At 59.0% G+C, this 23,646-nt stretch carries 18 protein-coding genes and 2 rRNA genes; 9 read left to right on the plus strand and 11 right to left on the minus strand.

Annotated elements, in window-relative coordinates:
* Window positions 1-148 precede the first annotated feature (148 nt).
* A complete protein-coding gene (locus ASD70_RS02690; RefSeq protein ID WP_056845575.1) occupies window positions 149-1,519 on the plus strand; it encodes a GntT/GntP/DsdX family permease in 1,371 nt (456 codons plus the stop codon).
* A 3-nt stretch (window positions 1,520-1,522) separates the two neighbouring features.
* On the opposite strand, the gene ASD70_RS02695 is transcribed toward ASD70_RS02690, so the two are convergent.
* Window positions 1,523-2,812: an MFS transporter gene (locus tag ASD70_RS02695; RefSeq protein WP_046070808.1), complete on the minus strand. Its 1,290-nt coding sequence runs from the start codon at window positions 2,810-2,812 to the stop codon at window positions 1,523-1,525.
* A 186-nt stretch (window positions 2,813-2,998) separates the two neighbouring features.
* On the opposite strand from ASD70_RS02695, the gene ASD70_RS02700 reads away from it, so the two are divergent.
* The gene (locus ASD70_RS02700; RefSeq protein WP_056845576.1) at window positions 2,999-4,417 is read left to right on the plus strand and encodes a short-chain fatty acid transporter; all 1,419 of its coding nucleotides are present in this window, start codon (window positions 2,999-3,001) and stop codon (window positions 4,415-4,417) included.
* A 38-nt stretch (window positions 4,418-4,455) separates the two neighbouring features.
* Here the strand turns inward: ASD70_RS02700 and ASD70_RS02705 are convergent, their stop codons facing one another.
* Window positions 4,456-4,797 carry a HepT-like ribonuclease domain-containing protein gene (locus tag ASD70_RS02705; protein WP_056845577.1) on the minus strand — a complete coding sequence of 114 codons (342 nt, stop codon included), beginning with the start codon at window positions 4,795-4,797 and terminating at the stop codon, window positions 4,456-4,458.
* Window positions 4,794-5,084, minus strand: coding sequence for a nucleotidyltransferase family protein (locus ASD70_RS02710; protein WP_056845578.1), 291 nt, complete (start codon window positions 5,082-5,084; stop codon window positions 4,794-4,796). Before ASD70_RS02710 ends, ASD70_RS02705 begins: the two co-directional genes overlap by 4 nt.
* A gap of 156 nt (window positions 5,085-5,240) precedes the next feature.
* Here ASD70_RS02710 and acpA point away from each other — a divergent pair, with 156 nt between their 5' ends.
* The 3 genes from acpA to ASD70_RS02725 all read left to right on the plus strand — a co-directional run bounded on the left by acpA (window position 5,241) and on the right by ASD70_RS02725 (window position 8,895).
* Window positions 5,241-6,941: an acid phosphatase gene (gene acpA / locus ASD70_RS02715; RefSeq protein WP_056845579.1), complete on the plus strand. Its 1,701-nt coding sequence runs from the start codon at window positions 5,241-5,243 to the stop codon at window positions 6,939-6,941.
* 119 nt (window positions 6,942-7,060) lie between these two features.
* The gene (locus ASD70_RS02720; RefSeq protein WP_056845580.1) at window positions 7,061-8,230 is read left to right on the plus strand and encodes a hypothetical protein; all 1,170 of its coding nucleotides are present in this window, start codon (window positions 7,061-7,063) and stop codon (window positions 8,228-8,230) included.
* Between the two features lie 140 nt (window positions 8,231-8,370).
* A complete protein-coding gene (locus ASD70_RS02725) occupies window positions 8,371-8,895 on the plus strand; it encodes a hypothetical protein (RefSeq protein ID WP_056845581.1) in 525 nt (174 codons plus the stop codon).
* Here ASD70_RS02725 and can read toward each other — a convergent pair.
* Window positions 8,892-9,536 carry a carbonate dehydratase gene (gene can / locus ASD70_RS02730; protein ID WP_046070813.1) on the minus strand — a complete coding sequence of 215 codons (645 nt, stop codon included), beginning with the start codon at window positions 9,534-9,536 and terminating at the stop codon, window positions 8,892-8,894. The genes ASD70_RS02725 and can overlap by 4 nt on opposite strands.
* A 139-nt stretch (window positions 9,537-9,675) precedes the next feature.
* Between can and ASD70_RS02735 the strand changes: the two genes are divergently transcribed.
* Window positions 9,676-10,080, plus strand: a complete 405-nt coding sequence (locus tag ASD70_RS02735; RefSeq protein WP_046070814.1) for a hypothetical protein — start codon at window positions 9,676-9,678, stop codon at window positions 10,078-10,080.
* Between the two features lie 118 nt (window positions 10,081-10,198).
* Here the strand turns inward: ASD70_RS02735 and rimI are convergent, their stop codons facing one another.
* Both rimI and ASD70_RS02745 read right to left on the minus strand, forming a co-directional pair.
* Entirely contained in the window at window positions 10,199-10,651 is a 453-nt protein-coding gene (gene rimI / locus ASD70_RS02740; RefSeq protein ID WP_003188286.1) for a ribosomal protein S18-alanine N-acetyltransferase, read from the minus strand.
* The gene (locus ASD70_RS02745) at window positions 10,644-11,390 is read right to left on the minus strand and encodes a hypothetical protein (RefSeq protein WP_056845582.1); all 747 of its coding nucleotides are present in this window, start codon (window positions 11,388-11,390) and stop codon (window positions 10,644-10,646) included. Before ASD70_RS02745 ends, rimI begins: the two co-directional genes overlap by 8 nt.
* A 187-nt stretch (window positions 11,391-11,577) precedes the next feature.
* Between ASD70_RS02745 and mksB the strand changes: the two genes are divergently transcribed.
* The 3 genes from mksB to mksF are packed head-to-tail and all read left to right on the plus strand — an operon-like array spanning window position 11,578 to window position 16,389.
* On the plus strand, window positions 11,578-12,855 hold the full coding sequence (mksB, locus tag ASD70_RS02750) for an Mks condensin complex protein MksB (RefSeq protein ID WP_043050869.1): 1,278 nt from the start codon (window positions 11,578-11,580) through the stop codon (window positions 12,853-12,855).
* Window positions 12,845-13,552, plus strand: a complete 708-nt coding sequence (gene mksE, locus ASD70_RS02755) for an Mks condensin complex protein MksE (protein ID WP_046070816.1) — start codon at window positions 12,845-12,847, stop codon at window positions 13,550-13,552. The genes mksB and mksE overlap by 11 nt, the downstream gene beginning before the upstream one ends.
* Complete coding sequence (mksF, locus tag ASD70_RS02760) at window positions 13,549-16,389, plus strand: Mks condensin complex protein MksF (protein ID WP_056845583.1); 2,841 nt, start codon at window positions 13,549-13,551, stop codon at window positions 16,387-16,389. The genes mksE and mksF overlap by 4 nt, the downstream gene beginning before the upstream one ends.
* A 115-nt stretch (window positions 16,390-16,504) precedes the next feature.
* Here the strand turns inward: mksF and ASD70_RS02765 are convergent, their stop codons facing one another.
* The 5 genes from ASD70_RS02765 to ASD70_RS02785 all read right to left on the minus strand — a co-directional run bounded on the left by ASD70_RS02765 (window position 16,505) and on the right by ASD70_RS02785 (window position 23,482).
* A complete protein-coding gene (locus ASD70_RS02765; RefSeq protein WP_056845584.1) occupies window positions 16,505-18,808 on the minus strand; it encodes a PqiB family protein in 2,304 nt (767 codons plus the stop codon).
* Window positions 18,801-19,424, minus strand: coding sequence for a paraquat-inducible protein A (locus ASD70_RS02770; protein WP_043051825.1), 624 nt, complete (start codon window positions 19,422-19,424; stop codon window positions 18,801-18,803). Before ASD70_RS02770 ends, ASD70_RS02765 begins: the two co-directional genes overlap by 8 nt.
* Complete coding sequence (locus ASD70_RS02775; protein ID WP_046070767.1) at window positions 19,411-20,070, minus strand: paraquat-inducible protein A; 660 nt, start codon at window positions 20,068-20,070, stop codon at window positions 19,411-19,413. Before ASD70_RS02775 ends, ASD70_RS02770 begins: the two co-directional genes overlap by 14 nt.
* A gap of 248 nt (window positions 20,071-20,318) precedes the next feature.
* Window positions 20,319-20,434, minus strand: a 5S ribosomal RNA gene (gene rrf, locus ASD70_RS02780).
* A 156-nt stretch (window positions 20,435-20,590) separates the two neighbouring features.
* Window positions 20,591-23,482, minus strand: a 23S ribosomal RNA gene (locus ASD70_RS02785).
* Window positions 23,483-23,646 lie beyond the last annotated feature (164 nt).

The following is a 23,646-nucleotide window of genomic DNA, read 5'->3' on the forward strand; positions in this document are numbered from 1 at the left end:
AGAATTGTCATCTATCCGCCAGCGCGTCGTTAGCTTTGGGCGCACCAAAATCGCCCATGGGCGCCCTGGGCAGTTTCTATCAGGTATGCTTTTCGCTCTGAAACAAAAAGAAACATATTAGCCAACCTGCACGATAAGGAGTCCTGTCTTGGGTTTATCGACTGCCGCGTGGATGGTTCACGACACCCGTCTCATGCTCTGCGTCCTGCTGGCCATCGCCAGCATCATCGTGCTGATCAGCGCGACCAAATTGCCGCCCTTCCTGTCGATTCTGATTGGCACCTTTATCGCCGGCGTGGGCGCCGGCCTGCCACCGGAAGAAGTGGCGAAGGCCTTCAGCAAAGGTGCTGGAGCGATTCTCGGTGAAGCCGGGATCATCATTGCCCTGGGCGCGATGCTCGGCGCGCTGATGGCCGAATCTGGCGCGGCCGACCGAATCGCCACCACTTTGCTCGGGCTGGGCAAGGGCAAGTCATTGCCGTGGGTGATGGCGCTGGTCGCCATGGTGATCGGCCTGCCGCTGTTCTTTGAAGTGGGCCTGGTGATGATGGTGCCGATCATCTTTGTGATGGCTAAGCGGTCGAACCAGCCGCTGCTGAAAATCGCCATCCCGGCGCTGGCGGGCATGACCACCCTGCACGCCCTGATGCCGCCACATCCGGGGCCGCTGATTGCCGTGGGCGCGTTGCACGCCGACTTGGGCCTGACCATGTTGCTGGGCTTTTGCCTGGCGGTGCCGGCAGTGATCCTGGCCGGGCCGCTCTACGGCAACTGGCTGTCCAAGCGCCTGCATGTGGATGAGCCGGCCGAAATCGGCGCGTTGTTCAGCGCACCGCCCAAGGCTCCGCGCCAGCCGAGCTTTGGGGTGTCGTTGCTGATCATTCTGTTGCCGGTGATACTGATGCTCGGCAGCACGCTGGCCAAAGTCGCGCTGGCGCCAGAAAGCCCCCTCGGCCTGACCTTGAAGTTCCTCGGTGAACCGCTGATCGCCCTCGGTTTGGCGGTCATCGCCGCCGTGATATGCCTGGGCTGGGCCGCAGGCATGCCACGCGCCGACGTCGGCAATACATTGCGCAAAGCCCTCGCCCCCATCGCCGTATTGCTGCTGACTATCGGCGCCGGTGGCGGCCTCAAGCAAACCCTGCTGGACGCCGGTGTCAGCCAGACCATCAGCAAGGTCGCCGAAGGCGCACACATGCCCTACCTGTTGCTTGCCTGGTTGATCGCCGTGGCCCTGCGCCAAGCCACCGGCTCGGCCACTGTCGCCACCACCACGACAGCGGGCATCCTCGCGCCAATGATGGCCGGGTTGGCGGCAACGCAAAGCTCACTGGTCGCCCTGGCGATTGGCGCTGGCTCGGTGTTTTTCTGCCACGTCAACGATGCCGGGTTCTGGATGGTGCGTGAGTACTTTGGCTTGCAGTTGAAACAGACGATCTGGGTGTGGTCGGTGTTGCAGACGATCGTTTCGGTGGTTGGGTTAGTGGGTACGTTGCTGCTCTGGCACTTCCTGACTTGATCGTCACGCAGCCAAAGTGTGGCGCTTGCCAAACAACGCCACACTCGCCACCCCCACCGCCCCCATCACCACACAATACCCCACACAGATCCACGGGCTGGTCGGCATCAGTGCGATCAACAGCAACGGTGTGGTACTCGCCCACAGCGCATAGGCGATGTTGTAAGTAAAGGAAATTCCCGACACCCGCACCTGCGCCGGGAACAGCCCGACCATTACCGACGGCACCGCGCCCACCACGCCACAGCTCAAGCCTGCCACGGCGTACGCCGCGCCCAGCCATACGCCACCGCTGATCAGGCTGGCATACAGGATAAAGATCCCCACCGGCAGCAACAGGCTGTAGACCAGCACTGCGCGCCAGGCGCCGATGCGGTCGACCAGCAGGCCGGCGAGGACGCAACCGATATTCAGGAAGACGATGCCCAGCGCACTTAAGGCGAAGGTATGGCTGGGGCTCATGCCGAAAGTTTTCTGCATCATGGTCGGGGTGATGACGACGAGCACCACCACGGCCGAGGTGAGCACGCAGGTGAGGATCATCGCCGGCAGCAATACGGCGCGGTGATCGCGTAGCACGCTGCGCAGTGGCATTTCGGCGGCCGCTTGGCGACGTGCCTGCATTTCCAGGAATACCGGGGTCTCGCTGAGCCAGCGGCGCAGCCATACGCCGATCACACCGAATACGCCGCCGAGCAGGAAAGGCAAGCGCCAGGCGTAGTCGAGGATTTCTGCAGGGGTGAAGACTTGTGCCAGCAAGGTGGCGGTCAATGCGCCGAGCAGGTAGCCGAAGGTCAGGCCGGCTTGCAAAAAGCCCAGGGCGTAGCCGCGGTGGTGACGCGGTGCGTGCTCGGCAACGAAAGTCCAGGCGCTGGGCACTTCACCACCCACCGCTGCACCTTGCAGTACGCGCAACGCCAGCAGGATCAGCGGGGCGAAATAGCCGATTTGCGCGTAGGTTGGCATGATGCCGATCAGCAGGCAGGGCAAGGCCATCATCAGGATACTCAAGCTGAATACGCGCTTGCGTCCCAGGTGGTCGGCAAAGTGCGCCATCAGGATGCCGCCCAGCGGGCGGGCGAGGTAGCCGGTGACGAAGATGCCGAAGCTCTGCAACAGGCGCAGCCACTCGGGCATTTCAGGGGGGAAGAACAGTTGACTGAGGGTCAGCGCGAAGAACACGAAGATAATGAAGTCATAGATTTCCAGGGCTCCACCGAGGGCGGCCAGGCCCAGGGTTTTATAGTCGGAGCGGGAAAAACGCTGCGCCCGTGGGGAAATGGTGGCAGTCATGTGCAGGCTCGGCAGGCAAACAAAATGGCGTGCAGGTTATGAGCTGAGCCCATTGATGGCAATCACGATGGATATATTTGTTTTACTCATGGATCGTTGAAGATAACTACATTCCCAAATCAATGGGTGTAGAGGAACATGCCGTAAAACTGCCAAACCCCATAATAACTACAAGAGGAAAGACTCGTGGCCGATGCTATCGAAGACAGCCGCTATGCCCGATTTGCCCTGCGCTGCTCCAACTTTGCAGAGCGTTGGTTTCCTGACTCCTGGGTGTTTGCCGCCCTCGCCGTGATCATCGTCGCCGTGGCGACCCTGGGCATGGGCGCCGCACCGGCCGAAGCGACCAAGGCCTTCGGCGACGGATTCTGGAGCCTGATCCCGTTCACCATGCAGATGGCCTTTGTGGTGATCGGCGGTTATGTGGTCGCCAGTTCCCCCCCGGCGGTGAAGTTGATCGACCGCCTGGCGCGCATCCCCAGGAACGGCCGCTCGGCGGTGGCCTGGGTGGCGTTGATTTCCATGGTGGCCTCCCTGCTCAACTGGGGGCTGTCCCTGGTGTTCGGCGGTTTGCTGGTGCGGGCGTTGGCCCGGCGTACGGATTTGCGCATGGACTACCGCGCCGCCGGCGCTGCAGCGTATTTGGGCCTGGGTGCCGTGTGGGCGCTGGGGCTGTCGTCGTCGGCAGCGCAATTACAGGCCAACCCGGCCAGCTTGCCGCCGTCGATTTTGTCGATCACCGGGATGATCCCGTTCACCGAAACCATCTTCCTGTGGCAATCCGGCGTGCTGTTGCTGGCGCTGATCGTGGTGTCGCTGGTCATCGCCTACGCCACCGCGCCTGGTCCCAACAGCGCCCGTGACGCCAAGGCCTGCGGTGTCGACCCGGCCTTTAACCTGCCCAAGCCACAGGCACCGACGCGCCCGGGCGAATGGCTGGAACACAGCCCGTTGCTGACGATTCTGCTTGCCTTGCTGGCGGCCGGCTGGCTGTTTCATGAGTTTTCCACCAAGCCGGCGATCAGCGCCATTTCGGGGCTCAACACTTATAACTTCCTGTTCATCATGGTCGGCGCCCTGCTGCACTGGCGCCCGCGCAGCTTCCTGGATGCCGTGGCCCGTGCGGTGCCGACCACCACCGGCGTGTTGATCCAGTTCCCGCTGTACGGCTCGATTGCCGCGTTGATGACCGTGGTCAAGGGCGGCGACGGCCAGACCTTGGCACACCATATCTCGACGTTCTTCACCTCCATCGCCTCCCATGACACCTACGCGCTGCTGATGGGCGTGTATTCGGCGGTGCTGGGTTTCTTCATCCCATCAGGCGGCGGCAAGTGGATCATCGAAGCGCCTTATGTGATGCAGGTGGCCAATGACCTGCAATACCACCTGGGCTGGGCGGTGCAGATCTACAACGCGGCCGAGGCACTGCCTAACTTGATCAACCCGTTCTATATGCTGCCGCTCTTGGGGGTATTGGGGTTGAAGGCACGGGATTTGATCGGGTTTTCGTTTGTGCAGTTGCTGGTGCACACACCGTTGGTGCTGTTTTTACTGTGGGCGCTAGGGACGACGTTGAAATATTTGCCGCCGGTTATGCCATAAATCACGGGGGACCGCGCCCGCTGTTACAGTAGGTGTGGTCATGGTTTTGTAGGAAGACGCGCTAATAGATCAGGCAATGCGCTCTGTATCGTGTCCCAGACAACATCAAGGTTGATATCGAAGTAACCGTGAGCTATCCGGTTGCGCATCGCCCGCATATTGCGCCAAGGAATGTGTGAATGGCCCGCAGCGAAGTCCGGATACTGGTCCATGATTTTAGTCGACGCCTCACCAATTATGATCAGACTCATGATCACGGCTTGTTGTGTTCGCCTGTCCTCCAAAAAATCGTCTTTACTCAACCCCTCGACAAACGTCATAGCGTCAGTGGCCGCTTGCCTTATGTGCTCGAGATAATCCCCTAAGCGATTTTCTGTCATACAGGACGGGCCTCAGCCAACACCTTAGCGCGGAACTTCAAAGGCAAGTCGCCAGGCGTCAACAGGTCGACATTGACGCCTAACAAGTCCTCAAGCTCGACCTGCAACCCGCCAAGATCAAAAAGAGTTGTTCCCGGCGGCGCATCAACCAGCAAATCAAGATCACTGCCTTCGTGGTCGGTACCCGCTAATACAGACCCAAATATTCTTGGATTTGATATTTGGAACCGTCCAATCACCTCTCTGACAGCTGCTCGTTGTAGATCAAGTGCAGTTGAAGGTTTCACGACTCACCTCGGTGATGTGCATTAGAAGCTCAGTCTAGCAGCGCTTACTCTGTGTAGACACGCCCCACCCATCACTTGTGTGTCTTCGTTCCGTCACACTCCGTTGCTACCGTCCTGCGAAATATCTTGCAACATCTCGCCAAGGACTCCCCCGCAATGAGTGACGAGCACGAAGACCGCCCCTCCCCCGACTCCACCACCCAAGCACCGGTAGACACCAGCCGCCGACGCTTCCTCGGCGGAGCGGCGGTGTTGGGGGTCGGTGCGACCTTGAGTGCCTGCGGCAATACCAGCGAAGCACCCAGTACGCCGGTATCGCGACCGCTTACGCCTCAAGAGCTGGACAAGGCGTTGCACGACCAGGTGAAGACCGTGGTGGTGATCTATGCCGAGAACCGTAGCTTCAACAACCTGTTTGCCGATTTCCCAGGATTGGAGAAACCGCTTTCAGCGTTATCCGCCACGGACTTCCAGCAGCGCGACCGCGATGGCGGTGTACTGACCACCCTGCCCCCCACGTGGGGCGGTGTGTTGCAAGTCGGCCCGCAAACCGTGGACGGCGTGTCCTATCCAAGCGAAGTGCAATTCCAGCAAAACCTGCCCAACGCGCCGTTCGCTCTCAAGGGTCCTAACGCCGAGGACCTGCCATTGAGCCTGGTAACCCGCGACTTGTGGCATGTGTTCTACCAGAACCAGATGCAGATCAACGGCGGCAAAAACGACGGTTTTGTCGCCTGGGGCGATTCCGGTGGCCTGGTCATGGGCCATTATGCCCAGAGCCGTTATTCCCTGCGCCTGTGGGACGTGGCCAAGGAGTTTGTACTCTGCGATAACTTCTTCCAGGGCGCGTTTGGTGGCTCGTTCCTCAATCACCAATACCTGATCAGCGCCACGGCACCGTTCTATCCTGATGCCGCGCAGTCGGTGGCCAAGGCGCAGATCGCCACGCTGCAAAGCGATGACCCCACCGACACGCGACTCAAGCCTCTGGACAAGTCCCCGGCCAGCGCGATGACGGGCCCGCCACAGTTCGGCCCTAGCGCACTGACGCCGGATGGCTACGGGGTGAACACCCTGGCCCCACCGTATTGGCCCACTTGGATTCGCGACCCGGAAAATCCGGACTATTCCAAACCAGACCTGCCCAACGTACTGGTGCCGCAAACCCACGAGCACATTGGCGACAAGCTGTCGAAAAGCAACGTCGACTGGGCCTGGTACGCCGGCGCGTGGCAAGCCACTTTGGAGCAATTCAAGGATTCCGGTGGTATCCCCAAGATTCCGAACTTTCAGTACCACCACCAACCGTTCAACTACTTCAAGCAGCAAGGCCCGCAAAATCGCGCTGAACGTGACAAGCGCCTGCGCGACGGTGGCTTGGGCGATGAGTCGACTACCAACAAGTTCTTCGCCGATGCCCAGGCCGGCAAACTGCCTGCCGTGAGCTTCTACAAACCCCAGGGCAACCTGAACATGCACGCCGGTTATGCCGATATCGCCTCCGGCGACCGCCATATCGCCCGCGCCTTGAAGGTGCTGCAAGAAAGCCCGCAGTGGAAAAACATGGTAGTGGTGGTCACCGTCGATGAAAACGGTGGCTGGTGGGACCATGTGGCGCCGCCCAAGGGTGACCGCTGGGGCCCGGGCACGCGCGTGCCGGCCCTGGTGGTGTCGCCGTTTGCGCGCAAAGGCACGGTGGACCATACGGTGTATGACACGGCATCCATCCTGCGCTTGATCACCCGGGTGTTCCAATTGGAGACCCTGGATGGGCTCAAGCAGCGTGATGATGCGATGATTGCCCGCGGCCAGAAACCCATGGGTGATCTGACCAACGCCTTGCAGTTCAACTTGTAGGGGCTTATCCAATAACGACATGCCTGCCGATTTAACACGCGAATTTCCCGGTCAACCGCTACTGTGTGCAAGTGGGCTTTTATCCCGCGCAGACGGGCCTCGCTGACAAGGAACCAACTATGTTTAAACCGACCAGGCTGTCCTTCACCCTGGCCGCACTGCTGGCGAGTGCGGTCGTACAGGCCGACATCGAGGTGCCACTGGGCAGTACGCAACGTGTCACCCAGCTGTTTGCGTTCCCTAATAATTGCAATGTGATCTGCTTTCGGCCGTGGACACTGGAACAGACCGCCGAGCACTATTTGAGCCAGAGCCTGCAGCGTGACGGTTACAGTCGGGCCAAGGTCAGCGTGAAAACCCACGACGGCCAGATCGCGGCGACCTTCAGCGGCGTACCGGATACCTACGGTCAATCCTTGACCACCTTGCTCAACACTGCGGACCTGGCTTATCAAGGCGCCAGCCAACTCAACGGCGACGGCAAGTGGGCTTATAACTGGTATCTGTTCCTGCCGCTGGGCATGGCCCTGGAGAACCGCAAGAGCATCGAACTGCTGCACTTCCCACCGGATTACTCACTCACCCAGGCCCAGGACTATCTGGAATCGGCCACCACTGACCGCTGGGCGGCGCTGCTCACCGACAACGGTATCCCGGCCAGCGAAACGCCGGCCTACCAGACCATCATCGATATCGCCCCCATCGCCGCGCCGTCCAATGCAGGTAAAGACCTGGAAAAAGTCTACAGCTACTTCACCGAGTACCAGACCCGCATGGTCAGGGAACTGAGCCTGCGCGCCAATGGGTCACTGCCGATGGTGGCATTCGGCGCGCCGGTGCGCAGCTGGATCAAGCAACAATACGGCCAGAATGTGGGCGTGCTGGAACTGGCACAAATCAGCCCGGCAGCCGGCAAAAACGTATCCGTGCTGGGCGCCAACCACCCCAGCTACATCTGGTATGCGGCGGACCCGGCAAGCTATGACGGCGATGAACAAAAGGCCGACGACGCCGGGTTGAAAGTAATGGGCCAGGATTTGAGCGCGGCCTGCTGGCAGGCCGGCATGGGCCAGAAACCCGCCAGCGATGCGAACGTGTTACTCAAGGCGTGCATGAACACCTGGCAAGTCACACGCAAGGAGCAGACCTGTGAGTTGTTCTACACCTCGGTGCGCCACCTGACGCCGGAGCAGGCCAATGCCAAGTGCGCTACACCGTCTATCAAAGCGCAGTTGAAACAGCTGAAAAATGTCGCCCCAGTGCCCACCATCATGGCGCCTGTGCTTTAACGCGAATAAATCGTCTCTACTGTCAAGATTGACAGTAGATATCGAATCCAACTTCGGCGAATCTTGGGCCGCGCCCATTTGCTGCAAGACTGGCAGTCAGCTAATACCCGCAGGTCCATGCAGCCCCGTTCAGGAGAGTAATGAAAACTCAAGCCATGGATAAGGCTAAAACCGCGGTGAGTAGCTGCCTGTATCCCTTCAAGACGCTGCTCGTGGAGCAAGGTTACCCCTCGACCGAGCACTTCCAGATCAAGCGAGGCACCCACGGGATGACGGGCGGTGTCATGGCGCGCATTGCCTTTGACAGCCGCGTGCGCATTGCCCAGATTTCAGGATACGCCGTCAGCGACCGACGCACGCATACGCTGCAGCTATCGCCGCGTATCCATTTGTACGATTGTTGGTTCTGCGGCCTGTTGCAGCACTCCTGCAACCCGAACGTGTTCCTGGACACCACGTACCTGGAGCTATGGACGGTGCAACCCATCCTCGCCGGTAGCCTGCTGACCCTTGATTACGCCATGACCGAAGACGCACTGGCCCGGCAGTTCGCTTGCCATTGCGGCGAGCTGAACTGCCGGGGTTGGATCACCGGCAGCAAGGAACCGCTGAACGCCGAAGGCCAGGCTTTCATGACCTGGTGGCGCGAACACAAGCGGCCTTAGGCTTCGCCCAGCGGACGCAGGCGGTACTGCGGCGGGAGCTGCTCGAAACCACTGATGGTGGTGTTCAAGCTCTTCCAGCGGCCATCCTTGATGCCATAGATGCAGCCATGGATCGAAAGGCTCTGCCCACGATGCCAGGCATTTTGCACAATGCTGGTGTGACCGACATTGGCCACCTGCTGGATCACATTGAGTTCGCACATGCGGTCGACACGTTCTTCTTCCGTCGGCAACTGAGCGAGCAAGTCTCGATTCTCATAGTAGAGATCGCGAATAGTGCGCAGCCAGCCGTCGATCAGGCCGAACTGGCGGTCCTGCATCGATGCACGCACGCCGCCACAGCCATAGTGGCCGGTGACGAGGATGTGCTTGACCTTGAGCACGTCGACTGCGTACTGGATCACCGACAGGCAATTGAGGTCGGTATGCAGCACCACGTTGGCGACGTTGCGGTGCACGAACAGATCACCGGGCAACATGCCGACGATCTCGTTGGCCGGTACACGGGCATCGGAACAGCCGATCCACAAGTACTCCGGGGTCTGCTGGCGGGCGAGCTTGGCGAAGAATTCGGGATCTTCCTGTTTGATCGCATCCGCCCAGCGTTCGTTGTTATCAAGCAGGTCTTGTAGTTCGTTCATCAGGGAAAGCCTCAGGAATGATGCGCAGTTTTGTGACTGACAACCCCTCGTCCAGGTCACGCCGAGTGTTAATTAGCTTGAATCTTTAGGGAGCCACGCCTGTCCACACACTATAAGCCCCACAGTATGAGGATTGGCCATGACTGAATCACGACGTCCCTACGGCGCAACCCAGCCGGAACCCATTGATGATAACGAAGACCGCATGGGTGAAATGCGCGAGCTGGATTTTGACCAGGAAGACCAGACAGCGGAAATCGGCGACGAGCTGCCACGCCGTGAGCGCGATCTTTTAATGCCCGATGAACGGGTGCGCGAAGCCGGGCTGACCGGGGCTTCGACGGATGATCATGAATCCACCGATGACGATATGAGCCCGGAAACGCTGATCCACGAGGATGGCGCGCGGGATGCCCGGGAAGCAGGTGAGGATAACCCTGCCGACTTCGACCTCAGCATTGTGGATGAGGATGAGATTGGCGGCGGCAATGGCCTGGATGAGGCCGAGCTGGCCGATATTGACCCTGTAGACGGTAACCGCTGAAAACCGCGGTTTAATATGTGGGAGGGGGCTTGCTCCCGATTGCGGTGTGTCAGGCACTTAATAAGTCACTGACCCATCGCTATCGGGAGCAAGCCCCCTCCCACATTGGTCTGTGTGTTCAGTCGACCAGGGTGCAGGCCATGACGACCGCGTCTTCGCGGCCACCGACAGCCGGGTAATAATCCCGGCGGCGACCGATCTCATTGAAGCCATAGCGCTCGTACAACCGAAACGCGCCGGTATTGCTGTCCCGCACTTCCAGGAAGCACTCTCGGGCATTGGCGGCATAGGCACGGGACATCAGGTGTTCCAGCAGCGCCAAACCCAATCCGCGCCCCTGGTTTTCCGGTTTAACGGTGATGTTCAGCAAGTGCGCCTCATCGAGAATGATCTGCACCACCCCATGGCCCACTTGCTGCTCACCTTCGAACATCAGCCAGATTTGATACTTGCCCAGCCCGTCGAGAAAGATCCCACGGGTCCAGGGGTGGCTGAACGCCGCATATTCGATTTTCAGCACGGCGTCGAGGTCGGCCTCGGTCATCGGGCGGAAGGATAAAGCCTCACTCATCAGTTGTTTTCCAGCGCGCCATCAGCCGGCGCATGGCTTGCCAGACATCAGCCTTACGCTGTGGCTCTTCCATTAATAATTCCAGGCCCGGCAGGGCCCACACCGAGCCCAGGCTGTCGACCTGCAACTCGCGGTACCAGGCCTCGGCATTGGCTTCGCCGGCAAACCGCACGGCGGGCAGGCCGATCAACCACAGGCACACGCAGGGCTCGTCTTCCAGGCGCGCCGAGACAAAACCCTGGACGAAATCCCGTGCAGCTTCGGGGCCCTGGTCCATAGTGCCGCGCACCAAAAGCGGCCAGCGTACAGGCTCGCCGATGATCTGGGGGCTGTCGGGCAGGCCGGCGGCGCGCAGCATGTCCTTGAGCAGCAGGTAGGCCGGGTCGCGGGACTGGAAGCGCTCGCCGGTGGGCAGCTCCACCAGCAACAGGCAACGCCCGGCCCGCAGCAATTGCAGGGCAAAGCGGGGCGGTGGCACTACCGGCGCCTTGACCACCGGCGCGGCCTCCTCCACCACCTTGGCAGCCTTGGTCACCGGCGCAGGGCGTGGCACTTCGATCTTTGCCCGTTCGACCGCCGGACGTGTTTCGACTGGGGGCTTGACCACCGCCACGGGCGCGGCCGCCTCTTCCCCCGACGACTCGAACGCCTCATAGGGCTCAAGCGCCTGCAACAACTCGGGCCGCGACGGCGCGGCAAACGGCAGTTCGGTGCGGGGCAGCCAGTTGACCACCTGCATGGCGGTCAAGTAAGCGCGACGTCGGGACTCGATAAGCACAGCTCGGCCACTTGTGGATAAGTAAAGAACGGGGATTCTACCGTTGTTCGGTAACAATCGCCCACTGTGCACTGACCGGCTGTGGATAATTCCCGCGCCTGATGCAGTACAATCGCGACTTTTAATCGCCAACCAGCCGGCCATTCCCATGATCGAACCCAAGCGCGTCCTGCGCGCCCTCGCCGAACACTGGGCCTTACTCGAGCCTCTGTGCGAACACTTCGACCAAGGCACACTGAGCCTTGCCGAGCTGCGCGCACAATTGGCCGCCCAACAACTGGACAGCACGCCCCAGGACATCACCAGCCTGCTGGACGTGTGGATTCGCCTGGATATCCTGGTGCCTGTGGCCAAGAGCCCGAACCGCTTCGAGCTCAACGCGCAGATCCACGACTTCCTCGCCTATCTTCGCAAGGAACACCGGCTTGGCCTGTGCCTGGAAATCGAAGCCTACCTGCGCCACCTCGAGCGCCTGGCCGGTTATATCCAGGACGCCTTCGACATCCGCGACGGCCACGACCTGGCGCGGCAACTGCGCCTGCTGGACATGCGCGTGCGCGACGTGCTGAAAAAACTTGCCAACGACGAACAGGCCCTCGCCGCCGTGGCCGACCGCGCCAAGACCAGCGACCGCCAGATCCCGTTGCGCCAGCGTTATGCCGAGGTCTTGGCGACCTGGGACGAATACGTCGAGCCGATGATCCAGCTGGTGAACGCCGACGGCGCCTTCGAGCAAGGTGTGCGCAAGGTCGAGAATGTGCTGCTGCGCATGCTTACCGAGCAACAGCGTCTCGGCCATCTGGTGGACGACGACATGCTGCTGCGTACCCACGCGCGCATCCTCGAAATGCAGACCAGCGCCCAGCTGACCTTGCGCCATGCGCGGGAGCTGCTGTTGCCGCTGCGCGAAGAAGCGCGCCGACACAACGCCGTGACTCGTGGCGCGGCGCTGGCCCTGTCGGCGATCCGCCGCAAGGGCCTGGACGCGGTGCCACAGGCTGCAATGCCGATGTTTACCCGGCCACAAAGCACCTTCCTGGGCAGCGCCAGCCAGGTCGAAGCTTATGTGTATGCCCTGGCGAATTTCGAGCCGAAACCGGCGCGTTTCCCCAAGGCGCATAAATCCCACAAGGGCGAAGCCCAGCGCGCGCCGCGTACGGTCAAGGAAATGCTCGAGCGCTGCGAAGAAGCACTGCCGATGCCGGACCTGATGACCTGGCTGCTGGAACAGGAACCGGACGGCGCTACCGACGAATTGCTGTACTGGTTTTCGCGCCTGTCCCGGGAGAAACGCTTCAAGCGCGAACGCCTGGAACGCCGCGATTACCACACCCACGAGCACCAGGTCAGCCTGCGCTCCTTCGCCCTGCTCCCGGCCGGCAGCGACGCCACCGAGAATTCTGCGAGCACGCCTTATGCATCTTGATCTATCCGAACTGTCCCAGCTGGCGCCGATCTTTCGCGAGCTGTTCAAGGGTTACCACGTCAGCCGTCGTGACCCGGAGCTGTACGCGCAACTGTCAAACTTCCAGGACCAATACCGCACGCTGTTCAAGGCCCTGGGCTTTGAGCTGGTGTGCGATACCCGCGGTTTCTATTACTTCGTGCCGGACTCCGCCATTGCCAGCGCGCAAGTCAACAAGACTGCCCAGCGCCTGGCCTTGTTTACCTTCATCCTCGTCGAGCATCTGGCCGACCAGGGTCGCGACCCGATTGCGGTGCTCGACGGCGGCAGCCTGGGCCGCGACGAACTGCCTTCGCTGCTGGAGAAATACCGCGACCTGTTTATCCAGGCCGAAGTGCAGACCCAGGAAGAGCTCGAAGAAAAAATCATGCGCCGCATGACCCAACTGGGTTTTGCCAGCGAGGACAATGGCATTTACCGCTTCCTGCCGCCGATGCACCGTTTCCTCGACGTGTGCCTCTCCGTGCAGCAGGACCGCGACCTTGCCGCCAGCGTGCACAGCGTACTGCCGCTGCCGGCGCCGGTGATCATCGACGAAGACAGCGATGACAAACTGCTGGAGACCGATGACCCGCTGGACCTGAGCGCCTTCAATGAGGAAAGCGAAGAAGACGCCCTGGCCCGTGCCATTGCCGAAGAACAGGAGACCGACGCATGAGTAAGGAACGCTACGGCATCCGCCGCTTCGCCCTATTGAACACCGCCGGCTACAGCCTGGGCCTGTTCCCGCTGGAAGAGCCGCTGTCGGTATATGGCGCGAACAACCTGGGTAAATCCGCCTCGATCAACGCCTTGCAGTTCCCGATCCTGGCGCGCATGTCGGACATGAGTTTCGGCAAATACACCCTGGAGCAATCACGGCGCTTCTACTTTGCTACCGACACCAGCTACATCCTGGTGGAAGTCTCCCTGCCCCACGGCCCGCACGTTATCGGCGTGGTCGGGCGTGGGCCAGGCGGCGGTTTCGGTCACCAGTTCTTTGCCTATGCCGGCAAGCTGGACCTGGCCCATTACCAGAAAAACGACACCTGCCTGCGTCAGAAAGAACTGTTCACCAACCTTGAACGCGAAGGGCTCAAAGCCTACGAACTCAAGCCTGATGAACTGCGGCGCTTGCTGGTGGGCGGCCATACGTCGATCCCGCTGGACCTGACCCTGATCCCGCTGCGCTCCACCAGCGAACAGAGCCTGAAGACCTTCCGTGCGCTGTTTATCAACCTGCTGCACATGCGCGAAATCACGGCGGCCAAGCTCAAGCAACTGTTCCTCGATGCGTTCGAACATAGCCTGCGCTCCGGCAGTGTCGACTACATCGCCGCGTGCGAAGAGGCCTTCCGCGATGTGCGACGCATGGAGCAGGACTACAACTCGCTGGTGGCGGCCGGTCCCTTGGTCGAGGCGCTGGCCAATGGCGTGAAACAACGCGACGCCTTGCGCGGCAAACTGCATCGCCTGTCGCCGCTGCTGGATTCATTGCTGGGTACCTGGTCGGACTATGCCAGTGCGCGCAAGGAAGAGCTGACCATCCAGGCTGAACACTACCGCAACGAGCAGGACGCGCTGCAGAACGACCAGCGCGGCGGCACCCAGGAGCTGATGCGCCTGGAGCGGGAAATCAGTGGCATCCAGCGCTGGTTGGGCGAATTGTCGGTGCTCAAGCATCGCTTCGCGTTGGTGAATGACGTCAAGGTGCTGGAGCAGCAATTGCTCGCCGCCAAGGATGCCCATGATGAACTGGCGGGCGCCTTGGCGCAGTCGCGGCAGTTCAGCGCCGAGGATCTGGACGAGCGTCTGCGCGACCTGGAAAAACGCTTGAAGTCCGTCAAGCAGCAGCTCGATCACGCCGACAACAACAGCTACGCCAAACTGCGCGAAGAGTTTTCGCAGCAGGATGTCGAGCGCCTGATGCGCCTGTTCAACAGTTCGTTGTTCAGCCTGCCGCTGGGTGAGCATGGCATCACGCTGGACGAGGACGGCCAGTGGGTCAAATCCCTGGAACAGATCCTCGATGGCTTCAAGGGCGAGCGCTTTGAAGTGCCGGGGCTGTCCATCGACATCTCGCACATCGAGCCTCCGGCCTTGCAGGCCCTGGCAGATCGCGCCGCGTTGCGTGACCAGAAAGAACGCCTGGAAAAAGAACTCAAGCAACTGAAAACCCAGCAGGCCGTGGTTTCCGACCGCGCGGCGAGCAAGACCCAGACCGAAGCGCTGTACCAGCAGGTGCTGGATGCGCAGAAGGCGCTGGAAGACTTCCGCCGCACCCAGACCCTGAGTGCCGAGGAAGGCGAGAAGCTCGAACAACTGGCGCAGATGGAAGCCGCCCAGGACGAGTTGAAGCGCTCCAGCGATGCGTTTACCGAGCGCGTGCAGCAACTGTCGGCCAAGCTGCAATTGGTCGGCCGCCAGATCGGCGACATGGAAGCCAAGCAACGTACGCTGGATGACGCGCTGCGTCGTCGTCAGCTGTTGCCGGCAGACCTGCCGTTTGGCACACCGTTCATGGACCCGGTCGACGATTCCATGGACAACCTGCTGCCGCTGCTCAATGACTATCAGGACAGCTGGCAGGGCTTGCTGCGCGCCGATGGCCAGATCGAAGCGCTGTACGCACAAGTGCGTCTCAAAGGTGTGGCCAAGTTTGACAGTGAGGATGATGTCGAACGTCGCCTGCAACTGCTGATCAACGCGTATGCGCACCGTACCGATGAAGCGCTGACCCTCGGCAAGGCACGCCGTGCGGCGGTCACCGACATTGCCCGGACCCTGCGCAACATCCGCAGCGATTACGACAGCCTTGAACACCAGCTGGCGCTGTTCAACCGCGAGATCAACAAGCGCCAGGTTTCCAACCTGCAAAGCTTCCGCATCGTGCTGGCGCCGAACAAGGAAGCCCTCAAGCATATCGACCAGATCATCCACAGTGCCGGCCAGTATGAAGAAGGCGAGACGCTGTCAGTGTTCGACCTCAGCCAGAGCGCCGAGCAGGACAACAAGAACGAAGAGGCCAAGGAATACCTGGCACGCCTGGTGGCTGCCAACCATAACCAACTGGGCCTAAAGGATCTGTTCGAACTGGCGTTCGAGATCACCAAGGTACACGGCCAACCGGTGATCCATACCGACATCGACGGCGCGGCGTCCAACGGCACCACCATGACCATCAAGGCGCTGACCAACATGTACTTGTTGTTGCACCTGATGGACCGCGACCAGGCCGGTCGTGTGCGCTTGCCGTACTACCTCGACGAAGCGGCGGACATCGATGAGAAGAACCAGGCGGCACTGCTGGAAACCAGCCTGCAACTGGGCTTCGTGCCGATCCTGGCGAGTGTGAAGCCGCAGGTGTCCGCCCAGGTGGCGATCGACCTCGAAGGCGGCAGCGGGCCGAACGGAATCTACATCGATGAGGCGGACTGGAAGTACATCCGTCGCCATGATGTGGTGAAGGCGACAGTGAATGTGCAGGCGGACGAGCCGGAGCTGGATGAGGTCTGACGTGTTGCGCTGAAATGCAAAAAGGCCACGATCTTATGGATCGTGGCCTTTTTTTGTCTTTGCAGTGATTTTGAGGGCCTCATGGGGGGCAAGCCCCCTATGGCCGCGCCTCGGTCTATTTGCCCAGCGGGATCTTAGGCGCCCAGGTCAGCCACTCATCTTCAAACTTGTCGAACAATGGGAACGTCTGCTGCTGCCGTGCGGGGTTGCCCATGCGCTCGCCATCAGGCGTGGCAAAGGCGATCCCGCCGGCCACCAACGTCTCCAGGGACTCGGTGCGCACCGTCGCACCTTTGAACAGGCCGAAGTCGAGCCCGAAGCCACTGGTGTTCCAGAAGCGGCTGCCACTGCGTACCAGTGGCGCGTATTTGGGTTCGATCAGGATGTGTACCAGCACACGGTCGGCGGTTTGGCCCAACTCATAGCCGGTAACTTTGCCCACGGTGACTTCACGGTAGGTGACCGGCACGCCTTCCTTCAACGAACCACGGCGAGCGGCGCTGAGTGTCAGGCTCAGGCCCGCTTCCTGATGCACGACTTCGGGTGGCTGGGCCAGGGCGACAAAACTCTTCTGCGGGCCGGCATTTTTCATCGCCGGTTGCACCTCGATGTATTGGCCGGTGACCAGGGTTTCCAGGTTGGCCGTCTTCATCAGCCCCAGTTCAGGTTTGACCACCCAGAACTGGCTGCCAGAACGAGCGATGCGATCCGCCACTTGGGTGATACGCGCTTTGAGCAGCACCGATTGCATGTCGGCACTGAGATCGACGCTCTCGATCTTGCCCACATCCAGGCCCTTGAAGCGTACCGGTGTGCCTGGACTCAGGCCGTCGGCGCGGTCGACCTTGATGGTCACCAGGGTCCCGTGCTGGTTGGCGGCCTCACGGTCAGCAAACAGACGGAAGCGCGGGATGCGGCGTTTGAGCGGCACATTCGGTTCCGGCGTTTCGAATGCGATACCACCCGCCATCAGGCTGGCCAGGGATTCACTCTTGACCTGAATGCCGCCGGTAAGCCCGCCGCTGAGGGTAACGCCGCTGGCATTCCAGAAACGCGTGGAGCCGTTGACCAGGCTTTCATATTCTTTCTCGATATGAACACCGATCACCAGCTGCTTCTTCTTGCGTGAAAACTGATAGCTCTGCACCGAGCCGACCTTGACCTGCTTGTACAGGATCGGGCTGCCGACATCCAGCGAGCCCAGGCTGTCGGTGAGCAACACCATATGCAGACCTGGGGAGCGCAGGTCCAACGGCGGCGCCTTGGCACGAGCCACGTATTCCCGCTGGGGCGGCGTACCTTTGTCACCCGGACGGATGGCGATGTAGTTGCCTTTGACCAGTGCCTCCAGGCCAGTGATACCAGCCAGGGAGATGGACGGCTTGACCACCCAGAATTGCGTATCCTGAACCAAGTAATCTTCGGCCAATGGATCGAGGGTCAACTCGGCGCTGGCGCTGGACAGGTCCGGATCAATCTTCAGGGTTTTCAGGCTACCGACCTGAATACCTTTGTACATGACCGGGGTGCGTCCGGCCTGGAGGCCTTCGAAGTCGGTGAGCTTGACCTTGACCTTGATGCCCGCTGCGGCGGCATCGAAATCTTCGTATAGGCGGAACGGCAAGCTCGGGTCGGTGGGCGGGCTGTCTTTGCGATTCTCCGGCGTGGCGAAGGCGATGCCGCCGGCGACAATGCTGGAGAGAGATTCGCTGCGCACTTTCACCCCCGAGAGATTGGCGTCGATGCTGATGCCGCTGGCGTTCCAGAAGCGCGTGTGTTTGCGCACCAAATTGGCGTAGGTTGGCTCAATGTAGACCTTGATTTCGACGGTGCTCTGGTCTTCAGACAACAGGTAGCTTTTGACCTGGCCGACCTGAATCTGCTTGTAGAACACCGGGCTGCCGCGGTTCAGCGAGCCCAGGCGGTCGGCCTTGAGGGTCAGGTGCAAGCCGGGTTTGGCATCGGATAACGGCGGTTCTTCGGAGAGTGCCTTGAATTTGCGCGTGGGCTCGCCATCGCCTGGGCTGGCGGCGATGTAGTTACCCGAGACCAGGGTCTCCAGGCCAGTAATGCCGGCCAGGCTGACGCTGGGCTTGACCAACCAGAAGCGGGTGTTGGTCTTGAGGTATTGCTCGACATCCTTGTTCATCTCAATGGTAGCAATCACCCCGCGATTGCTGCCCTCGTCATCCAGGGCCAAGGCTTTGACCTTGCCTACGGTCATGCCTTTGTAGACCACTTCGGTCTTGTTGACCTGGATACCTTCGCCGCTCTCGAAGCGAACCTGGATCTCGATGCCTTGCTGGGAATAGGCACGCCATCCCAGCCAGCCACCGATGATCAGGGCAATCAGGGGCAACACCCAAATGGCCGACCAATTGGAGGCTGGGCGGGTTTTAGCTTTAGGCAATTCACTCATGGTCGTCGTCCGACTCCGTGTTATCCCAAATCAGTCGGGGATCGAAAGTTACTGCGGCAAGCATCGTCAAGATCACCACACTGGCGAATGCTGCAGCACCGAGATTGGCCTCGACACTGGCAAGTCGCCCAAAGTTAACGACCGCCACCAGGATGGCGATCACGAAGATATCCAGCATGGACCAGCGGCCAATGAATTCGATAAAGCGGTACATCACAATGCGTTGTTGCGCGGACAGTGGTTGGTGACGCTGCACCGAGAACAGCAGCAGGCCGATGCCTACCAACTTGAACGTCGGCACCAGAATACTGGCGATGAATACCACAGCGGCGATAGGAAACATCCCGTGCTGCACCAGCTGGATCACACCGGCCATGATGGTACTGGGATCGCCTTGGCCGAGGGAGTTCACGGTCATGATTGGTAACAGGTTGGCGGGGATATACAGAATCGCCGCGGTCACCAGTAATGCCCAAGTGCGTGTAAGGCTGTTGGGACGCCGAGCATGGATCAACGCACCGCAACGGGTGCAGAGCTGCTCGTCGGCATCCGCTTCCTGCTTGTTCAATTCATGGCATTCGGTACACACCAGAATGCCTGCATCAATCGCCCGCATGTTCATCCTCTCCTGAGAGTGCTCGCCAGACCTGGTGGGGCGACATCACCACCTCCAGCAGTACTTGAACCATTAATAGACTGATGAAACAGGCCAGGCCCAGGCCGACCGTAATGGAAGCCATGTCGGCAAGTTTTACGATTGCCACCAGCACGCCCATCAAGTAGACCTCCAACATCCCCCAATCCTTCATGTGGTGGTAGATGCGGTACAGCAGCAGCCCATAACTGCGGCCGATCTTCCAGCGAATGCTGAGCAGCACGGCTAATTGGCAGAGCAGCTTGAGCAAAGGAATGCCCATGCTGCACAGGAACACCACTACGGCAACGCCTTGCATGCCGGAATCAAACAGGCCGACAACGCCGCTCCATACAGTGTCCTGCGAGGTCTGTCCGAGTAGATTGAGCTGCATGATGGGCAGAAAGTTCGCAGGGACGTACAGCAGTAGGGCTGCGAGCACCAAGGCCAGGCTTCGTTCGACGACATTGTGGCGATGAGCGTACAGCTCGTAACCACAACGCGGGCATTGGGCTTTTTCGCCGCGGGCGAGCATTGGCTTGCGCATCAGCAAGTCGCACTCATGGCATGCCACCAGGTCGTCCAGTGGTAAGTCTGACGCCTCAATGGCATCAACCGGATCGGGCATAGATAGGGCTCTGACTCTAAAAATGGTTAGGTGGCTATTCTAGTGGTCTGGTTCAGAAATAACTGTGCAATTTTGTCGGGCTGGGTGGGAGAGAGTGACAGGCGTATGGGGACATCGTGGACACTTTCCGAGCGCCCAAAACAAAACCCCAACTGCTTTCGCAATTGGGGTTTCGGAATTTAATCTTGACGATGACCTACTCTCACATGGGGAAACCCCACACTACCATCGGCGATGCAGGAATTTAATCTTGACGATGACCTACTCTCACATGGGGAAACCCCACACTACCATCGGCGATGCATCGTTTCACTACTGAGTTCGGGATGGGATCAGGTGGTTCCAATGCTCTATGGTCGTCAAGAAATTCGGGTACTGAGTCGTGGCCAGCAGGCCTCGCTTCAGCAAATTGGGTATGTGACAGCKKTCGGTGYTTTGTGAGCGTCGAACTTTCGGTTCATTTCGTCTTCACACACCGCAATCTGATGCTCGTTAGAGAAACAAATTGCTTGGGTGTTATATGGTCAAGCCTCACGGGCAATTAGTATTGGTTAGCTCAACGCCTCACAGCGCTTACACACCCAACCTATCAACGTCGTAGTCTTCGACGGCCCTTCAGGGGACTCAAGGTCCCAGTGAGATCTCATCTTGAGGCTAGTTTCCCGCTTAGATGCTTTCAGCGGTTATCTATTCCGAACATAGCTACCCGGCAATGCCACTGGCGTGACAACCGGAACACCAGAGGTTCGTCCACTCCGGTCCTCTCGTACTAGGAGCAGCCCCTCTCAAATCTCAAACGTCCACGGCAGATAGGGACCGAACTGTCTCACGACGTTCTAAACCCAGCTCGCGTACCACTTTAAATGGCGAACAGCCATACCCTTGGGACCGGCTTCAGCCCCAGGATGTGATGAGCCGACATCGAGGTGCCAAACACCGCCGTCGATATGAACTCTTGGGCGGTATCAGCCTGTTATCCCCGGAGTACCTTTTATCCGTTGAGCGATGGCCCTTCCATACAGAACCACCGGATCACTAAGACCTACTTTCGTACCTGCTCGACGTGTCTGTCTCGCAGTCAAGCGCGCTTTTGCCTTTATACTCTACGACCGATTTCCGACCGGTCTGAGCGCACCTTCGTACTCCTCCGTTACTCTTTAGGAGGAGACCGCCCCAGTCAAACTACCCACCATACACTGTCCTCGATCCGGATAACGGACCTGAGTTAGAACCTCAAAGTTGCCAGGGTGGTATTTCAAGGTTGGCTCCACGCAGACTGGCGTCCACGCTTCAAAGCCTCCCACCTATCCTACACAAGCAAATTCAAAGTCCAGTGCAAAGCTATAGTAAAGGTTCACGGGGTCTTTCCGTCTAGCCGCGGATACACTGCATCTTCACAGCGATTTCAATTTCACTGAGTCTCGGGTGGAGACAGCGCCGCCATCGTTACGCCATTCGTGCAGGTCGGAACTTACCCGACAAGGAATTTCGCTACCTTAGGACCGTTATAGTTACGGCCGCCGTTTACCGGGGCTTCGATCAAGAGCTTCGCGTTAGCTAACCCCATCAATTAACCTTCCGGCACCGGGCAGGCGTCACACCCTATACGTCCACTTTCGTGTTTGCAGAGTGCTGTGTTTTTAATAAACAGTCGCAGCGGCCTGGTATCTTCGACCGGCATGAGCTTACGGAGCAAGTCCTTCACCCTCACCGGCGCACCTTCTCCCGAAGTTACGGTGCCATTTTGCCTAGTTCCTTCACCCGAGTTCTCTCAAGCGCCTTGGTATTCTCTACCCAACCACCTGTGTCGGTTTGGGGTACGGTTCCTGGTTACCTGAAGCTTAGAAGCTTTTCTTGGAAGCATGGCATCAACCACTTCGTCATCTAAAAGATRACTCGTCATCAGCTCTCGGCCTTARRATCCCGGATTTACCTAAGATYYCAGCCTACCACCTTAAACTTGGACAACCAACGCCAAGCTGGCCTAGCCTTCTCCGTCCCTCCATCGCAATAACCAGAAGTACAGGAATATTAACCTGTTTTCCATCGACTACGCTTTTCAGCCTCGCCTTAGGGACCGACTAACCCTGCGTCGATTAACGTTGCGCAGGAAACCTTGGTCTTTCGGCGTGGGTGTTTTTCACACCCATTGTCGTTACTCATGTCAGCATTCGCACTTCTGATACCTCCAGCAAGCTTCTCAACTCACCTTCACAGGCTTACAGAACGCTCCTCTACCGCATCACTTACGTGATACCCGTAGCTTCGGTGTATGGTTTGAGCCCCGTTACATCTTCCGCGCAGGCCGACTCGACTAGTGAGCTATTACGCTTTCTTTAAAGGGTGGCTGCTTCTAAGCCAACCTCCTAGCTGTCTAAGCCTTCCCACATCGTTTCCCACTTAACCATAACTTTGGGACCTTAGCTGACGGTCTGGGTTGTTTCCCTTTTCACGACGGACGTTAGCACCCGCCGTGTGTCTCCCATGCTCGGCACTTGTAGGTATTCGGAGTTTGCATCGGTTTGGTAAGTCGGGATGACCCCCTAGCCGAAACAGTGCTCTACCCCCTACAGTGATACATGAGGCGCTACCTAAATAGCTTTCGAGGAGAACCAGCTATCTCCGAGCTTGATTAGCCTTTCACTCCGATCCACAGGTCATCCGCTAACTTTTCAACGGTAGTCGGTTCGGTCCTCCAGTTAGTGTTACCCAACCTTCAACCTGCCCATGGATAGATCGCCCGGTTTCGGGTCTATTCCCAGCGACTAGACGCCCTATTAAGACTCGCTTTCGCTACGCCTCCCCTATTCGGTTAAGCTCGCCACTGAAAATAAGTCGCTGACCCATTATACAAAAGGTACGCAGTCACCCAACAAAGTGGGCTCCCACTGCTTGTACGCATACGGTTTCAGGATCTATTTCACTCCCCTCTCCGGGGTTCTTTTCGCCTTTCCCTCACGGTACTAGTTCACTATCGGTCAGTCAGTAGTATTTAGCCTTGGAGGATGGTCCCCCCATATTCAGACAAAGTTTCTCGTGCTCCGTCCTACTCGATTTCATGACTAAGAKATTTTCGCGTACAGGGCTATCACCCACTATGGCCGCACTTTCCAGAGCGTTCCGCTAATCTCAAAGCCACTTAAGGGCTAGTCCCCGTTCGCTCGCCACTACTAAGGGAATCTCGGTTGATTTCTTTTCCTCAGGGTACTTAGATGTTTCAGTTCCCCTGGTTCGCCTCTTGCACCTATGTATTCAGTACAAGATAACCATCTTATGATGGCTGGGTTCCCCCATTCAGACATCTCCGGATCAAAGTCTGTTTGCCGACTCCCCGAAGCTTTTCGCAGGCTACCACGTCTTTCATCGCCTCTGACTGCCAAGGCATCCACCGTATGCGCTTCTTCACTTGACCATATAACCCCAAGCAATCTGRTTATACTGTGAAGACGACATTCGCCGAAAATTCGAATTTCTCARTTAAGAGAACTCACAAATTTTACCTTAGCCTGATCCGTTACCAGTGAAAGTAACGTTCAGTCTATCTTTCTATCACATACCCAAATTTTTAAAGAACGA

Origin of the sequence: Pseudomonas sp. Root569 (assembly GCF_001427465.1) — a bacterium.
GTDB lineage: Bacteria > Pseudomonadota > Gammaproteobacteria > Pseudomonadales > Pseudomonadaceae > Aquipseudomonas > Aquipseudomonas synxantha.

What these genes read in the sequence shown, in the direction of transcription:
- ASD70_RS02695 (WP_046070808.1), bottom strand. Translation starts at nt 2,812, where the DNA reads ATGACTGCCACCATTTCCCCACGGGCGCAGCGTTTTTCCCGCTCCGAC.
- ASD70_RS02705 (WP_056845577.1), bottom strand. Translation starts at nt 4,797, where the DNA reads ATGACAGAAAATCGCTTAGGGGATTATCTCGAGCACATAAGGCAAGCG.
- acpA (WP_056845579.1), top strand. Translation starts at nt 5,241, where the DNA reads ATGAGTGACGAGCACGAAGACCGCCCCTCCCCCGACTCCACCACCCAA.
- ASD70_RS02720 (WP_056845580.1), top strand. Translation starts at nt 7,061, where the DNA reads ATGTTTAAACCGACCAGGCTGTCCTTCACCCTGGCCGCACTGCTGGCG.
- ASD70_RS02725 (WP_056845581.1), top strand. Translation starts at nt 8,371, where the DNA reads ATGAAAACTCAAGCCATGGATAAGGCTAAAACCGCGGTGAGTAGCTGC.
- can (WP_046070813.1), bottom strand. Translation starts at nt 9,536, where the DNA reads ATGAACGAACTACAAGACCTGCTTGATAACAACGAACGCTGGGCGGAT.
- ASD70_RS02735 (WP_046070814.1), top strand. Translation starts at nt 9,676, where the DNA reads ATGACTGAATCACGACGTCCCTACGGCGCAACCCAGCCGGAACCCATT.
- rimI (WP_003188286.1), bottom strand. Translation starts at nt 10,651, where the DNA reads ATGAGTGAGGCTTTATCCTTCCGCCCGATGACCGAGGCCGACCTCGAC.
- ASD70_RS02745 (WP_056845582.1), bottom strand. Translation starts at nt 11,390, where the DNA reads ATGCAGGTGGTCAACTGGCTGCCCCGCACCGAACTGCCGTTTGCCGCG.
- mksB (WP_043050869.1), top strand. Translation starts at nt 11,578, where the DNA reads ATGATCGAACCCAAGCGCGTCCTGCGCGCCCTCGCCGAACACTGGGCC.
- mksE (WP_046070816.1), top strand. Translation starts at nt 12,845, where the DNA reads ATGCATCTTGATCTATCCGAACTGTCCCAGCTGGCGCCGATCTTTCGC.
- mksF (WP_056845583.1), top strand. Translation starts at nt 13,549, where the DNA reads ATGAGTAAGGAACGCTACGGCATCCGCCGCTTCGCCCTATTGAACACC.
- ASD70_RS02765 (WP_056845584.1), bottom strand. Translation starts at nt 18,808, where the DNA reads ATGAGTGAATTGCCTAAAGCTAAAACCCGCCCAGCCTCCAATTGGTCG.
- ASD70_RS02770 (WP_043051825.1), bottom strand. Translation starts at nt 19,424, where the DNA reads ATGCGGGCGATTGATGCAGGCATTCTGGTGTGTACCGAATGCCATGAA.
- ASD70_RS02775 (WP_046070767.1), bottom strand. Translation starts at nt 20,070, where the DNA reads ATGCCCGATCCGGTTGATGCCATTGAGGCGTCAGACTTACCACTGGAC.